We start from the raw sequence: 13,393 nt of genomic DNA, 5'->3' as shown, positions 1-13,393 counted from the left end.
GCGGCGACCAAAAGCCCTAAACCTTCCCGAACAACCAGCTCCCGGCGGAGTCGCGCTCGTCGCCGGTGTAGTACTCACGCGCGGCGGCGGTGAACTCGCCCCGCGAGATGCGCCCGTCGCCGTCGGAGTCGAGCCGTTTGAAGGCCTCCCGCGCGTCCTCATCCTCGGTGCCGAGGAGCGTCTGCATCGAGAGGAACTCACGCCGGTCGATCTTGCCGTCGCCGTCGGCGTCGCAGCAGCTGAACACCACGTCGACAAGGGGCCTCAGGTAGCGCTCATAGCCCTCGGGCGCGGTGAGGATGGTCGTGTCGAAGACGTGGCGGAACTCCTCGCCGGAGATCCGGCCGTCCTTGTCGGCGTCGATCGCCTTCGCCAGCTGCCGGTAGTACAGGTCGACCCGCTCGTGAACCACCGTCTGGACGATCGGGTCGGTCGGCCCGAGCCCGTTGATGAACGCCTGGGCGAGCTTGCCGCCGTCCCGGACGTCGATGAATCCGTCGCCGTTGATGTCGAAGTGCCTGAAACAGCGGTCCACCTTGCGCTGCTGGAAGTCGGAGAGCATGTATTCCCCCTAGTCGCAGTGGGTGCAGCCGACGCGGAGGACCCGGCGGGCGACCCGCTGGCGCCACCGGCCGACAGCCTCATTCTGCCTCCGTCACGTCGGCACGGGTGGAGGTTGCGCAGTCGCATTTGCGTCAGTAGCGGCTCACCGCTCGTCGGGAATGCGCAGGAACGCCAGCCCCGAAAGGTCGAGGCAGGTCCCCTCGGCGGTCCGGGTGATCCGGACGGTGACGTGCGCGCAGCCCGGACAGCGCGCGACCAGCCCCGGCGCGTCGGTGTAGACGACGAGGGTCGCCAGCGCGCCCGTGCGCGAGCAGTTCCCGCAGCGCCCCCGAGCCCCGGTCATGTCCCGCGCGAAGATCTCGGCGAGCGGCCCGGCGAGTACGTTGCCGTCCAGAGTGGTCATCAGCGGCCTCCGAAGCGCTCGGTCTTGATCCGGTCGGGCGAGTGGCCGACGGCGACGAGGATGTCGGCGACGGTCTCGACGAAACCGGTCGGCCCGCACACGAAGCAATGCGGCTCGAACTCCGGCGGCCAGCCGTGCGCGCCGAGGTCGGCGGCCGTGATGCGCCCCGGCCCCCGCGAAGCGCCCGGCGGCGCCGCTCGCGTGAACAGCACGGTCGTCTCGACGCCGTCGACCACCGGCCGGGTCAGCTCCTCGCGGTAGAACACGTCCTCGGGCGTTCGCACCGAGTAGACGAGCCGGAACCCCGCCCGGCTCCCCGACGCCCGACGCGCCCGCACCATCGCCGCCAGCGGCACGACCCCTGATCCGCCCGCGACCAGCAGCACCGGCGCGGTCTCCTCCGGCCGCCAGGTGAACCAGCCGCCGACCGGCCCGCGGATCTCCACCGGATCGCCGAGGGCGAAGGCACCGGCCAGAAACGGCGACACCTCCCCGTCGGGCAGCGCCTGGACCGTCAGCTCGATCCGCTCCCCGACCGCCGGCCCGGCCAGCGAGTAGGCGCGCTCGGCGCTGTACCCGTCCTCGGCGGTGAGCCGGACGTCGACGTGCTGCCCCGCCAGATGCCCCGGCCACCCCGGCACCTCCAGCACCAGCGTCCGCGCCGTCGGCGTTTCCTCGCGAAACGACGCCAGCCGCGCGGTGCGCCAGCCCCGACGCGCGACTAGTCCAGCTGGTAGCGCTCTTCCCGCCATGGATCCCCGTAGTTGTGATACCCGGCGGTCTCCCAGAACCCGGGCTCGTCGGACAAGGTCAGTTCGATCGCGCGCACCCACTTCGCCGACTTCCAGAAGTAGAGGTGCGGGACCACCAGCCGCGCGGGCCCGCCGTGCTCGGGATGCAGGTCCTCGCCGTCGAAGCGGTGCGCGATCCACGCCTTCCCGTCGAGGAGGTCCTCCAGCGGCAGGTTCGCGGTGTAGCCGCCGTAGGCGTGCACGACGGCGTAGTCGGCGGCCGACTCGACGTCGGCGAGCAGCACGTCGAGGGACACCCCCTCCCAGGACGTGTCGAGCTTCGACCAGCGCGTCACGCAGTGGATGTCGACGGTGGGGGTCTCCTGCGGCAGCGCCGTGAACTCCTCCCACGACCAGGACGCGCGCTCGCCCGACTCGGTGATGACGGCCAGCTCCCACGAGTCGCGCGAGACGCGCGGCGTGGGGCCGGCCGACAGGACCGGGAAGTCGTCGGTCAGGTACTGGCCGGGCGGCACCCGATCGGAGTCGGTGCGGCGTTTGCCGTGGAAACCCGGTGTCACGATGCCCATGACAAGCCATGATCCGCGTTGACCGGCCGGTCCCGGATGAATTCGGCCGATTCGCCCCCGGCTCAGGTGACCTCCAGGTTGGCCATCATGCCCATGTCCTCGTGCTCGGCGTTGTGGCAGTGGAAGAGGTAGCGGCCGCGGTAGCCGTCGAAGCGCGTGATGATCTCGGCCGACTCGCCCGGCCGCAGCGAGACGGTGTCCTTGAGGCCCGCGTCGTGCGGCAGCGGCGGCCGTCCCCCGCGCGAGAGGACGCGGAAGCCGACCAGGTGCAGGTGGATCGGGTGGTGGATGTCGGCGACCAGCCGCCACACCTCGACGTCGCCGAGGCCGACGGCGACGTCGGTGCGCGCGGGGTCGAAGGGCAGCCCGTCGATCAGCCAGCCGTGGCCGCCGTTCATCCGCCCGGCACGGAAGGAGAACTCGCGGACCGCGGCCGCCTCCGACCGCCGCCAGTCGGGCAGGTCTCGCGACAGGACCGCCGGCACGCGGCTGTCGTCGGCGGCCTCACGGGCGACCCGGAAGGCCATCACCTCGCGGGTTCGGCCCGACCCGAGCCGGTTGACGATCGTGACCATGCCGCCGACCGGAACACCGGCGAAGTCGACGACCACGTCGTAGCGCTCGGCCGGCGCGATCGGCAGGAGCCGGTGGGCGACCGGCGCGGCGAGCAGGCCCTGGTCGGCGCCGACCTGGACGAGGTCGAGGCGGCGGCCGTCCTCGGTGACCGCTTCGAGTTCGTAGTGCCGGGCGTTGGAGGCGTTGAGGATCCGCAGCCGGTGGCGGGCCGCGTCGACCTCGCACACCGGCCAGGGCGCGCCGTTGACCAGGATCACGTCGCCGAGGACTCCGGCGAAGTAGGGGTCGAGGACACCCGGTTCGCTGCGCAGCGTCCGGTCGAGGGAGGGGTAGTCGAGGCTCCCGTCGGCGGCGAACGCGCGGTCGGTGATCATGAGCGGCAGCTCGCGGGGACCTGCGGGCAGGCCGAGCGACTCCTCGTCGTCGTCGCGGACGATGTGCAGCCCGGCGAGGCCGCGCCAGATCGCCGGGGCGGTGAAGTCCATGCGGTGGTCGTGGTACCAGAGCAGCGCCGGGCGCTGGTCGAGGGGGAAGGTGTAGTCGCGGGTGAGGTCGGTGACGACCGCGCGGGGGTCGTGCATCGCGTGGGTGCCGTGGCCGCCGTGTGCCTGCCAGCCCGCCGGGATGACGAGGTCGGTCGGGTAGCCGTCGGAGTCGGCCGGCGTCCGCCCGCCGTGGAGGTGCACGACCGTCGGGACTGGCAGTTCGTTGCGGTGCGTGACGGTGACCGGCCGGCCTCGCCGCGACTCGATCGTCGGGCCCGGGAAGGTGCCGTCGTAGGTCCACAACGGAGTGCCGACGCCGGGCAGGATCTCGGCGGTCACCGGACGCTGGGTGATCTCGTAGCGGTCGACGCCGCCGGCCGTACCGGTCGGACGCAGCACGCCGGGGATCGGCAGGGGCACCTGGAACGGTGGCGGCAGCGGCACGGCGCTGCGCAGCTCGGCACCGGTGACCGGTGGCCGGCGGGACAACGCGGCCGATGCCGACAGCCATCCGGCCGCGATCAGGCCGAGCCCGCCGCCGATGCCGAGCAGCCGTCGCCGGGACAGTCGGTCACTCATCGTCGGCCTCCTCGGCGATCCTGGGCGCGATCGACCGCACGGGCCCGCGCCACACGGCGATGAACAGCACGGCGAGCGCGGCGACGGTCAGCACGCCCAACGGGAGATGCAGCCACAGCGCCCCCTCCATGCCGGCCAGGTACTGCACCGTCTCGGCGGCCACGAGGGCCGCGGTGGTGACGAAGGGCCAGGCCCGCCGGAGCCGGACCCACACCACGATCGCCGCGATCAGTTGCGCCAGGGCGATGTAGAAGACGACGTCGGCGCCGAGCGCGTGCCAGCGCAGCGCGTCGAAGTCGCCGGTCAGGTAGACGCCGGCGAAGACCGGCTGCCCGAAGATCGCGGCCACGTGCGCGCTCACGAGCGCACGCAGCACCCATCCGGCGGGCGCCGTCCGCTGTGCGGTCGCCATGAGCGTCCCTCCTGTCGTTCGGGTTGTGGACGCCGCCGACGCTATGTGCCGTGCGTTATCTTGTCGAAGACCAATATCGCTATGCGGTTATGCTCTCGAAGCTATGGACCTGCACTCGCTCCGGCAGTTCGTCGTGGTCGCGCGGCTGGAGCACCTCAGCCGAGCCGCCGAGGAGCTGCGCGTCGCCCAGCCCTCCCTCAGCCGCACGATCGCCCGCCTCGAAGCCGAGCTGGGCACGCCCCTCTTCGACCGCGCCGGCCGCCTGCGCCTCAACGACGCCGGACGCGTCTTCCGCCGGCACGTCGAACGCTCCCTCGGTGAACTCGACGCCGGGCGGCGCGCGGTGGCCGAGGCGGTCGGCGAGGGGTTCGGGAGCGTGCGGCTGGCGTCGGAGACCTTCCTGACGCTCACCGGGCCGCTCACCGAGTTCAAGCGGGCTCACCCCTCCGTCGAGGTCGTGCTGCACCAGATGGCCGCCGGGGAGATGGGCCGGGCGCTGCGGGCGCAGGACGTCGACCTGTGCGTCGCCTCCCAGCCGATCCACGGCGACGGGCTCGACGTCGTCCGCCTGCTCGAAGAGCCCGTCTGGCTCGCCGTGCCGTACGGCCACCCGCTCGCCGAGCGCGCGTCCGTGACCGTCGGCGAGCTGGCCGGGCACGGCTTCATCACCGGCCGCCGGGGGCATTGGCTGCGCGCCCTCCTCGACCGCCTCTTCGCCGAACACGGGCTCGCGCCGAGGATCGTGTGCGAGGGCGACGAGCCGGGCGCCGTCGCCGACCTCATCCGGGCCGGCCTCGGCGTCGGGCTGGTCCCGGGCTTCGCGCGCCGCGGCGCGCCTCCCGCGCCCGTCGCCTGGGTCGCCGTCGACCATCCCGAGTGCAGGCGGACGCTGACGCTGGTGTGGGGCACGGGGAACCACCTGACGCGGGCGGCGAGGCTGATGCGGGAGACGATCCGGGGGTGGCGGTGGGAGGGTTAGATCCTGGGCGCGAGGTCGGCGGGCATGCGCCGAACCATGCCGGGCCACGCGGCTGAGGCGACGAGGGCCGCCGCGGCGTCGATCGAGCGGCGGCCGCCTTCACCTCGACCACGTCGGCGTACTCAGCGCGCCCTCCGCGTTCACGACCGTGCGGACCTCAGCGCGTAGACCACTCGCTGCGGCAGTCCATCGTAGACACCGCGATCGCCGCAGGGAATTCTCGCGGCGTCTCGTATGGAGAGAACCCAAAGCGATCGCCGGAGCCCGCCTACCCCGGCGGCCGTAAGGCGTCGAGCCAGTCGGGCCGCGAACTCGCCAGCCGTCCCTGCCGGAAAGCGGCCGCGCACTGCCTTTCGGGCGCGGCCGCCGGATCGACGGCGCTGGCCAGCAGTGCCCCGATCTCGGCCTGCAACCGGGCGATGAGCCGGCTGTCGGCGGTCTGGTCGATCGCCGCGAGCTCACCGAGCAGCCCGGCGAGACCCAGCGTCTCGATCTCGTCGACGCTGATGGCACGCGCCTCGGCGACGGTGAACAACTCGGTGATCCGGCGCGCCACATGCGCGGGGACCGGGAGGCCGCTGCCGCGTGCCACCTCGACCGCTTTCACGATCGTGCGGACCACCAGTGCGGGCGCCCGAAGCGCGACGAGGAACGAGCGGAGCGCGCCGGGACTCGGCCAACTCGTGCGGGTCTGGTCGAGAAGGTCCCCGATGGTGCTGACCGGTATCTTCTCCAGCGGCCCGCACGGGTGGTCGGCGATGAGGTCTCGCTCGGTGATGCGGGCGATCTGGCGGATCGACAGGCCCGAGGCGTCCTTGAGCACGCGCAGGCGCATAGCCAGCGACGCCGGTGTTGAGCCGGGTCCGGGGTCCTGCACCAGTTCTTCGGCGAGCGTGATGAGAACGTCGAAGGACTCGGCCGGGATCTCCCGCCCCCGAGACGGCGACGTGTCGCGCGAGCCGGGCCGCCGGTTGCGCTTGCCGCTGAGACCGTCCGGCCTGGGGGAAGTCGATCGGACCGCCCGGTCGTGCCTCCCACGCCATCTCGAAGGGTCGTCCTCGCAGGCGGTGACGAAGGCGCGGGTCACCTCCCAACTGGGGAGGCGCTTGCCGCCCGCGGCGCGGGACAGCGCCGTGTGGCTGTAGTGGGTACGGCGTCCCATCTCCCGGTAGGTCGGCGAGCCGGCCCGGTGGCGCAGGTACCGCAGAGCTCGCGCGAACTGCACCACCGGGCCGGTCTCGTCCGCTGGGAGTTCGGTCTCCCGGCGAGGCATGCTTCAGGACCTCGCGACGGCCTTCATCAAGTTGCGCACGCCCCGGGCGCTCTTGAAGGCGACGATCCAGGCGAGCACGAAGCCGCCGGTCACCACCGACGCTTCGCGTACGCCCAGGCCGCGGTCGAGGAGCTCGAGGAAGAAGCCCATCGACACCGCGAGAACGATGAGGGCGCCCACCGCTCCCCATTGCCGCGAGAAGCCTTCGCCTCCGCGGCGGACTCGGCCGGCAGGTACCTGCGACCGGACCTGAAATTCCGAGATCACTTCTGACCTTCCTGTGAAGGACCGGACCCCTTTACGGGTACCGGCCGTAGACCCGAATGATCTTTCGTCCGCCGACGGCCAACCCGGAAGAACCGGTTGCTCAAGGCCATCGCGGCAGAATGAGCATAGAACGGGTCACCCGCGGGCGGCAGTCGCCAACGGGCCCCGGATTGTTGCCAAATCACCGGACGGCGCACGACTTCGGACGCCATAGGTACCGGACTGCACGTGCAGAACCGGTGTTGTCGCAGATGGACGGGCCCCGTTGGAAACCGGCCGTCCGATGTGGCGCGTGTCCTTGCCGATCACCGACGGTATGGGGAGACTGGGGCCCAACCGAGCTCTGTCCGTAGACCCGGATGAAATCGGCAGGCCCCCTGTTGCTCACAGGGGGCCTTCAGTACGTCCCCGACACGAGCCCCGCCCCACCCTGTCGCACCCACTCGCTACCATGGCCGAGATGAATACCTCCTCGCACGGATTGGGGGAATCGTTCTCGCAAGGTGAGTGCTGATGGCACTTCACTTCGTGAGCAACGTTTCGACCCGCCTGTTGATGTGGCAGCGCGTACGCGAGTACGCCGTGCCACCGTCCATGATCGACACCGCGACCGCCCGTCGTGCGGTCGGCGACTGGGCGGGGGCCTGCGCCGCCGCCCGCGTCGACGTCGATCTCGATCTCCGCGCCCTGCGCGACCGCCACGGCACCGAAACGGTCACCTGTCTTCGACGTGACCTGCGTCGGCTGGCGCCCGACCTGCTCCGCTGGCACGCTCCCCGCATCGCCCCCGACGGACGTCTGCGCCCGGGCCTCACCATCGCTCTGGCCGACTACCGGCGCTCCGACGGCACGCCGGTGCGATTGGTCGCCCGCACACCGCCGAGCTGGGCCGACGCGGGGCAGCGGATGTCGCTGGCCCTGTGGGACGGCGGCCCGTGCCACCATCCGCATCCCCATCCCGACAGGCGTTTCCGGCTCGACCTCCACCGCCACCTCTGGGACTCCACACGCAGCGCCGAACTGGCCCGCCGCTGCGGAGACTCCGGCTCCACATGGGCGGTGTCGCGGTGGGCCGCCGAGGCGGAGACGCTGCTGCTGTCGCAGGGCCGCCCCCGCGGCGCCTTCACGGTCCGGCTCGGTCCGCGCGAGCGCGCCGTTCTCGAACTCGTCGCCCCCGACGACAGCCACGCGCCGACCTTCCGGCCCGTGCGCGAAGCCTTGCCTCCCCAGGAGATCGCCGCTCTCCCCCTCCTCCCGGAAGCGGCGGCCCGCACCCTTCCCGACCTGGAGTTGCTGCGGGCCGGTCTGGTCGCTCCCGGGCGGCTGCATCCGCTCGTCGCGGAGGCGCTGGCCGGATTCGGTCCGGCACCGACCGCCCGCGGTGTCCCGGAACCCGTTGACCCACAACGGGTCGAGTGCCGGGGCGAGATCCACCGGATCGGCCTGCGCGACGGGGTGCTGACCGCGATCGACCACGACGCGGCACAACTGCGCCGGGAAGACCTCCTCGTCGCCCTCGGCGGACCACCGCTGCCGTGCCTGCGCGCCATCGACGCGGTGCACCGCGACCCGCAGGCGCTGCCGGCGGTCCGCGAACGGCTCCGCCACGGCGATCCGGCCGGCGCGCTGGCCGTCGTCGAAGGCCTCCTCGGCCCCGCCGCGATCCTGCGCGACGGACCGCTGCGCGAGGAACTCGAGACGGCCGCCGCACGCCGCGTCGACCACGGGCTCTTCCGCTCGCGGCTCGCCACCGCACATCCCACCCGCGCGCACGGCGGCGGCGATCCCCGCCGCCGCAAGCGAAACAGCCGCGCACACACCCGCTGACCGCGCCATTCCGCGCACCCGAGACCGCTCGCACGGGCCGTCCCGTGCCCTCACACACCCAGGTGACCCATATGAACCCCAGCACGAACACCCAACTCGACCTCGCCGACGACCTCCTCGCGATCCTGCGGACCACCACGACCGAGCCGCGCCCCGACGAGCAGCTCGAAGCGCTCACCCTCGCCGTCGCCGCCGACCTGCCCGTCCTGCTGTGGGGCGAGCCCGGCATCGGCAAGACCGCGGCCCTGACGCAACTCGCCGCCACCCTCGACCTGCCGCTGACGACCGTGATCGCCAGCGTGCACGAACCCTCCGACTTCGCCGGCCTGCCCATCGTCGGCGACGACCCCGAGGTGCGCGGAGTGCCGATGGCGCCCCCGCAGTGGGCGGTGGAGATCGTGCGCGCCGGCCGGGGCCTGCTCTTCCTCGACGAGCTGTCCACCGCGACCCCGGCGGTCCAGGCCGCCCTGCTCCGCGTCGTGCTGGAGCGAAGGGTCGGTGCCCTGCGACTGCCTCCGGGCGTGCGCATCGTGGCCGCCGCGAACCCGCGCGCGTCGGCCGCCGACGGCTGGGAGCTGAGCCCGCCGCTGGCCAACCGCTTCGTGCACCTCCACTGGGTGCACGACCGCGACGTCGTCGTGCGCGGGCTGGGCGGCGTCTGGCCCCGGGCGGAACTCCCGCGACTGATGCCGGAACTGCTGCCGGAGGCGGTCGGCTTCGCCCGCCGCGCGGTCTGCGGCTTCCTCGCCGCCCGGCCGAAGCTGATCCACCGGCTGCCGAGCACCGACACCCGGCGCGGCGGCGCCTGGCCGTCACCGCGCAGCTGGGAGGCCGCGCTGACCCTGCTGGCCTTCGGCACGGCGGCCGCGGTGTCCCCCGACGTCCTGTCGCTGCTGGTGCGCGGCGCCGTCGGGGACGGGCCGGGCCTCGAACTCCTCGCCCACATCGAGCGCATGGACCTGCCCGACCCGGAGACACTGCTCGCCGACCCCGCCGGCACCGAACTGCCGGTGCGCGGCGACCTGCGCCAGGCGGCGCTGGAGGCCGTCGTCGCCGCCGTCGGCGCCCGCCCGGAACGGGATCGGTGGGAGGCGGGCTGGGCCGTCCTCACGCAGGCGCTGGAGACCGGCGCCCCCGACCTGCTGGTCGCCCCGGCGATGTCGCTCGCCGAGCTTCGCCGCGACGACTGGGAGATCCCGGAGACGGTGGACCGGCTGGCCGGGGTCGTCGGCCTCGCCCGCCGCGCCGACAACTCGGTGGAGCGCGCCGCGGCGGCCGAACTCGAACCGGCGACGGGGGCACGCCGATGACGGGGACTTCGCAGCACCCGGCGGCCCGTCCGGCGCCCCCTCCCGCGCGGGCCACGGCGTCGAACCGGTCGGGCCGACCGGCCGGACTGCCGCTGGACATGGAGAAGCTCCTGGCCGCCCGGCTGCACGCGGTGAGGGTCCGTCCCTACCTGGCCGACGCGCTCTTCGCGCTGCACGTGATCGAGGACCGGTCGGTGCCGACGATGGGCGTGGACGCGCACTGGCGCTGCTACGTCTCCCCCGCCTTCGTGGCGCGGACCCCGATCGAGGAGCTGGCGGGCGTGTGGGTGCACGAGGTCTCGCACCTTCTCCGCGACCATCACGGGCGCGGCGACCGCTACGGGCGTGAACGTGACGAGCACGGGCCGGGCGAGCGGCTGCGGCGCAACATCGCCGCCGACTTCGAGATCAACGACGACATCTACGGCGACGGCCTCCCCCAGCCCACCGGGGCGGCCGTCCCGTCACTGCTCCGGCTGCCCGACGGGCTGCTGATGGAGGAGTACCTGCGGATGACGCCGATGACCGACCTGGCCGCCGAACTGGCGTGGCTCGACTGCGGGAGCGGCGCCGACGGGCACGACCGGCCGTGGGAACTGGGGCCCGACGGGGCGCACGGGCTGAGCCGGCAGCAGCGCGACGCGGTCCGCTTCCGGGTCGCCGAGGGGATCAAGGGCAAACCGGGCGACGCGCCGGAGAGCTGGCGGCGGTGGGCCGACAAGGCGTTCCATCCGCCGCAGCCGTGGCGGAAGCTGCTGGGGGCGGCGGTGCGCTCGGCGGCAGGTGCGCCGGGCGTCGGCGAGAACCACAGCTACCGGCGGCCTTCGCGGCGCTCCGCGAGCGTTCCCGGCGTGGTGCTGCCGAGTCTGCGGCGGACGCCGCCGCGGGTCTGCGTCGTGATCGACACCTCCGGCTCGGTCAGCGACGCCGAACTGGGCAGCGCGCTGCTGGAGGTCGCGGCGATCTCGCGGGCTGTCGGCGGACGGCGTGACCTGGTGTCGGTGATCTCCTGCGACGCGGCGGCCGGTGTGGCCGTCCCGCTGTGCCGGGCGGAGAGCATGGAGCTGATCGGCGGTGGCGGGACGGACATGCGCTCGGGTTTCGCCCGCGCGCTGCGCTCCCGGCCGCGCCCGGACGTGATCGTGGCCCTGACCGACGGCCAGACGCCCTGGCCGTCGGCGCAACCGCCCTGCCGCACCGTGGTCGGTCTCTTCCCCCGCCCGGCCCGCGCGGTCAACGAGCGGAACCCCGAGTACATACCGGAGGCACCACCACCGTGGGCGCATGTCATCAACATCAGCTGACCGGCGCGGCCGGGAGCAGGGCGTCGATCCGGGCGCCGAGGACCGGCGCGATCGCGGCGGCGTAGGCCTCGGCGAGGTGGCTGTCGTCGCGGTATACGAAGGTGTCGCCGACGACGACCGGGCAGGCGCCGGACTCGGCGCACATCCACGGCACCGGGTCGATGACCTGAACGGTGCCCGCGGCGTCGGCGATCGCCTTGCGGCGCAGGGGATCGCGCGTCGCGGAGGCGACGTCGCCGGTGCACGCGTCGAGGTCCAGGGGATGCCGGGCGGCGCATTCGACGGCGTCGCCCGGCGGCCAGGCGGTGTCGAGGAGGACGGCGACCTCCGCACCGGTCGCGGTGAGCGCTTCGAAGGTCCGCCGGTAACCGGATGTCCAGTCCGCCAATGCATCCGGACCCGGATGGGCGAGGTCGCCGGCGTCGGAGGAGGACGCGATCACCAGCGACGGGCGCAAGCCGGCGACCGTCTCCAGGGCGGCGGCGCGCCACGCGTCGCAGCTCGTGTAGTCCTCGCCAGCGCGGACGATGGTCACGGCGGCGACCTTGCACGAGGCCTTCGTCAGCGACACCAGGCGCCAGCCGCCGTCGCGAGCGAGCCGGTCCAGCGCGGGGAACCACTGCGCCGCATGGGAGTCGCCGAACAGGACGACGACCCGCTCCGAGGCCGGATCGCCGTAGGCGCAGGCTTTCACACGGCTGCTGTCGTAGTCGGTGTGGCAGCCGTCGCGGTAGACCGCCGAACGGTGGTCCTTGATCTCTCCCAGGGCCGGGCTGAGATTGCTCGGCAGGCTTCCGGCCGGCGCGGCGAGCAGCTGCGACAGCCGTTCTCGCGCGTCGGGTGCGGCGGCGATCTCCTGCGCCAGCATGGGAGCGGGCGATCCCGAACTGATCGCGGGGGGAAAGAGCGCCACCGCGAGGATCACGGCGGTCGCACCCGCCGACAGGCCGAGACCGACCGAGAGCGCCTTGCCCGGCCGGCGACGGAGGGCGGAGTGGAATCGCAGCGGATCCTCGACGAACCGCCGGCTCGCCCACGCCAGCAGCAGCGCGATCGCCGCGAGGGCAAGGGAAAGACGAGTGGACTCGCGCATGCCCAGCGCGGTCGGCCCAATGATCAGCAGCGGCCAGTGCCACAGGTACCACCCATAGGAGACACCGCCGACCCACACCGCCGGCCGCCGCGCCAACACCAGCCGCGCATCACCCCGCGCGGGCGCGCAACCCCCCGCGAGCACCAGACCGGTTCCCACGACGGGCAGTAGCGCGTGGAAGCCCGGATATGTCGTGCCGTCGTCGAAGGCGACCGCGGAGCCGAGGATCGCGGCCAGCCCGAGCCAGGTCATCGGCCCCGACACACGGGTCGGCAGGGCCGCCAACCGCCGAACGGACAGGGCGAGCAGCGCGCCGCCCCCGAGCTCCCACAGCCTCGTGTGGATCCCGAAGTAGGCCCACGACGGTGATTCCGCCGTCGTCAACGCACTCAACCCGAAGGATGCTCCATAAAGGACGGCGAGCGCCGCGAACAGCGCACGCCGCCGCCGTCGAAAGAGCCTCCACCCTGCCACCAGCAGGAGCGGCCACAGCACATAGAACTGCTCCTCGACGGCCAGCGACCAGAAGTGCTGAAACGGCGAGGGCGGCGCCCCTTGCGACAAGTAGTCGGTCCCAGCCGAGGCGAGGCGCACGTTCTCGACATAGAAGAGACTGCCCAGCGCGTCGCCGACGTACTCGTCGAAGCGCAGGCGGGACAGGAAAAGCCGCGCACCGGCCAGCGTCGCGACGATGACGGCCGTCGCCGCCGGCAGCAGCCGCAAGGCCCGCCGAGCGTAGAAGCGGCGAAAGGACAGGCCACCGACGTCGGAGAGCTCACGCACCAACAACGAGGTGATCAGGAAGCCCGAGATCACGAAGAAGACGTCGACCCCGACGAAGCCCCCCGACACCGCCCTGACCCCCGCGTGGGACAAGACGACCAGGCCGACGGCGACTGCCCGCAGACCCTGAATGTCGAGACGAAGGGCGTGGCGTTCGGGGGCGGGACGGTCGGGCATCCCCGCAGTCAAGCCGCCGCCGGTGAACGCCACGTGACCG

At 72.8% G+C, this 13,393-nt stretch carries 13 protein-coding genes; 4 read left to right on the top strand and 9 right to left on the bottom strand.

Annotated features, from left to right (window positions below; all coding sequences use genetic code 11):
- Nucleotides 1–16: 16 nt before the first annotated feature.
- The 6 genes from AB0I28_RS27210 to AB0I28_RS27185 form a co-directional block, all read right to left on the bottom strand.
- A complete protein-coding gene (locus tag AB0I28_RS27210; protein WP_357497946.1) occupies nucleotides 17–562 on the bottom strand; it encodes an EF-hand domain-containing protein in 546 nt (181 codons plus the stop codon).
- A 144-nt stretch (nucleotides 563–706) separates the two neighbouring features.
- Nucleotides 707–967 carry a DUF6510 family protein gene (locus AB0I28_RS27205; protein WP_357497944.1) on the bottom strand — a complete coding sequence of 87 codons (261 nt, stop codon included), beginning with the start codon at nucleotides 965–967 and terminating at the stop codon, nucleotides 707–709.
- Nucleotides 967–1,719 (bottom strand): ferredoxin reductase, encoded by a 753-nt coding sequence (locus AB0I28_RS27200; RefSeq protein WP_357497943.1) that lies wholly within the window; start codon nucleotides 1,717–1,719, stop codon nucleotides 967–969. The genes AB0I28_RS27205 and AB0I28_RS27200 overlap by 1 nt, the downstream gene beginning before the upstream one ends.
- Nucleotides 1,689–2,288 carry a sulfite oxidase-like oxidoreductase gene (locus tag AB0I28_RS27195; protein WP_357497941.1) on the bottom strand — a complete coding sequence of 200 codons (600 nt, stop codon included), beginning with the start codon at nucleotides 2,286–2,288 and terminating at the stop codon, nucleotides 1,689–1,691. Before AB0I28_RS27195 ends, AB0I28_RS27200 begins: the two co-directional genes overlap by 31 nt.
- Nucleotides 2,289–2,350: 62 nt before the next feature.
- Nucleotides 2,351–3,928: a multicopper oxidase domain-containing protein gene (locus AB0I28_RS27190; RefSeq protein WP_357497939.1), complete on the bottom strand. Its 1,578-nt coding sequence runs from the start codon at nucleotides 3,926–3,928 to the stop codon at nucleotides 2,351–2,353.
- Entirely contained in the window at nucleotides 3,921–4,340 is a 420-nt protein-coding gene (locus AB0I28_RS27185) for a hypothetical protein (RefSeq protein WP_357497937.1), read from the bottom strand. The genes AB0I28_RS27190 and AB0I28_RS27185 overlap by 8 nt, the downstream gene beginning before the upstream one ends.
- Before the next feature lie 103 nt (nucleotides 4,341–4,443).
- On the opposite strand from AB0I28_RS27185, the gene AB0I28_RS27180 reads away from it, so the two are divergent.
- The gene (locus AB0I28_RS27180; RefSeq protein WP_357497935.1) at nucleotides 4,444–5,319 is read left to right on the top strand and encodes a LysR family transcriptional regulator; all 876 of its coding nucleotides are present in this window, start codon (nucleotides 4,444–4,446) and stop codon (nucleotides 5,317–5,319) included.
- A gap of 268 nt (nucleotides 5,320–5,587) precedes the next feature.
- Here the strand turns inward: AB0I28_RS27180 and AB0I28_RS27175 are convergent, their stop codons facing one another.
- Together AB0I28_RS27175 and AB0I28_RS27170 are read right to left on the bottom strand one after the other, a co-directional pair.
- Nucleotides 5,588–6,592: a helix-turn-helix transcriptional regulator gene (locus tag AB0I28_RS27175; protein ID WP_357497934.1), complete on the bottom strand. Its 1,005-nt coding sequence runs from the start codon at nucleotides 6,590–6,592 to the stop codon at nucleotides 5,588–5,590.
- Between the two features lie 3 nt (nucleotides 6,593–6,595).
- Complete coding sequence (locus AB0I28_RS27170; protein ID WP_357497932.1) at nucleotides 6,596–6,772, bottom strand: hypothetical protein; 177 nt, start codon at nucleotides 6,770–6,772, stop codon at nucleotides 6,596–6,598.
- A gap of 600 nt (nucleotides 6,773–7,372) precedes the next feature.
- Here AB0I28_RS27170 and AB0I28_RS27165 point away from each other — a divergent pair.
- The 3 genes from AB0I28_RS27165 to AB0I28_RS27155 all read left to right on the top strand — a co-directional run bounded on the left by AB0I28_RS27165 (nucleotide 7,373) and on the right by AB0I28_RS27155 (nucleotide 11,300).
- The gene (locus tag AB0I28_RS27165) at nucleotides 7,373–8,686 is read left to right on the top strand and encodes a hypothetical protein (protein WP_357497930.1); all 1,314 of its coding nucleotides are present in this window, start codon (nucleotides 7,373–7,375) and stop codon (nucleotides 8,684–8,686) included.
- 71 nt (nucleotides 8,687–8,757) lie between these two features.
- Nucleotides 8,758–9,996, top strand: a complete 1,239-nt coding sequence (locus AB0I28_RS27160; protein ID WP_357497928.1) for a MoxR family ATPase — start codon at nucleotides 8,758–8,760, stop codon at nucleotides 9,994–9,996.
- Nucleotides 9,997–10,094: 98 nt separating this feature from the next.
- Nucleotides 10,095–11,300 (top strand): VWA-like domain-containing protein, encoded by a 1,206-nt coding sequence (locus AB0I28_RS27155; RefSeq protein WP_357497926.1) that lies wholly within the window; start codon nucleotides 10,095–10,097, stop codon nucleotides 11,298–11,300.
- On the opposite strand, the gene AB0I28_RS27150 is transcribed toward AB0I28_RS27155, so the two are convergent.
- Nucleotides 11,293–13,353, bottom strand: coding sequence for an SGNH hydrolase domain-containing protein (locus AB0I28_RS27150; protein ID WP_357497924.1), 2,061 nt, complete (start codon nucleotides 13,351–13,353; stop codon nucleotides 11,293–11,295). The genes AB0I28_RS27155 and AB0I28_RS27150 overlap by 8 nt on opposite strands.
- Nucleotides 13,354–13,393: the final 40 nt, after the last annotated feature.

Source organism: Phytomonospora sp. NPDC050363, assembly GCF_040655735.1.
Classification (GTDB): domain Bacteria; phylum Actinomycetota; class Actinomycetes; order Mycobacteriales; family Micromonosporaceae; genus Phytomonospora.
Note: the sequence above shows the minus strand (reverse complement) of the source record. Positions and strands in the feature narration are given on the sequence as shown.

Bases quoted from the DNA above. Each gene is read 5' to 3' on its own strand.
- AB0I28_RS27210 (WP_357497946.1), bottom strand. From the start codon at position 562: ATGCTCTCCGACTTCCAGCAGCGCAAGGTGGACCGCTGTTTCAGGCAC.
- AB0I28_RS27205 (WP_357497944.1), bottom strand. From the start codon at position 967: ATGACCACTCTGGACGGCAACGTACTCGCCGGGCCGCTCGCCGAGATC.
- AB0I28_RS27200 (WP_357497943.1), bottom strand. From the start codon at position 1,719: ATGGCGGGAAGAGCGCTACCAGCTGGACTAGTCGCGCGTCGGGGCTGG.
- AB0I28_RS27195 (WP_357497941.1), bottom strand. From the start codon at position 2,288: ATGGGCATCGTGACACCGGGTTTCCACGGCAAACGCCGCACCGACTCC.
- AB0I28_RS27190 (WP_357497939.1), bottom strand. From the start codon at position 3,928: ATGAGTGACCGACTGTCCCGGCGACGGCTGCTCGGCATCGGCGGCGGG.
- AB0I28_RS27185 (WP_357497937.1), bottom strand. From the start codon at position 4,340: ATGGCGACCGCACAGCGGACGGCGCCCGCCGGATGGGTGCTGCGTGCG.
- AB0I28_RS27180 (WP_357497935.1), top strand. From the start codon at position 4,444: ATGGACCTGCACTCGCTCCGGCAGTTCGTCGTGGTCGCGCGGCTGGAG.
- AB0I28_RS27175 (WP_357497934.1), bottom strand. From the start codon at position 6,592: ATGCCTCGCCGGGAGACCGAACTCCCAGCGGACGAGACCGGCCCGGTG.
- AB0I28_RS27165 (WP_357497930.1), top strand. From the start codon at position 7,373: ATGGCACTTCACTTCGTGAGCAACGTTTCGACCCGCCTGTTGATGTGG.
- AB0I28_RS27160 (WP_357497928.1), top strand. From the start codon at position 8,758: ATGAACCCCAGCACGAACACCCAACTCGACCTCGCCGACGACCTCCTC.
- AB0I28_RS27155 (WP_357497926.1), top strand. From the start codon at position 10,095: ATGGAGAAGCTCCTGGCCGCCCGGCTGCACGCGGTGAGGGTCCGTCCC.
- AB0I28_RS27150 (WP_357497924.1), bottom strand. From the start codon at position 13,353: ATGCCCGACCGTCCCGCCCCCGAACGCCACGCCCTTCGTCTCGACATT.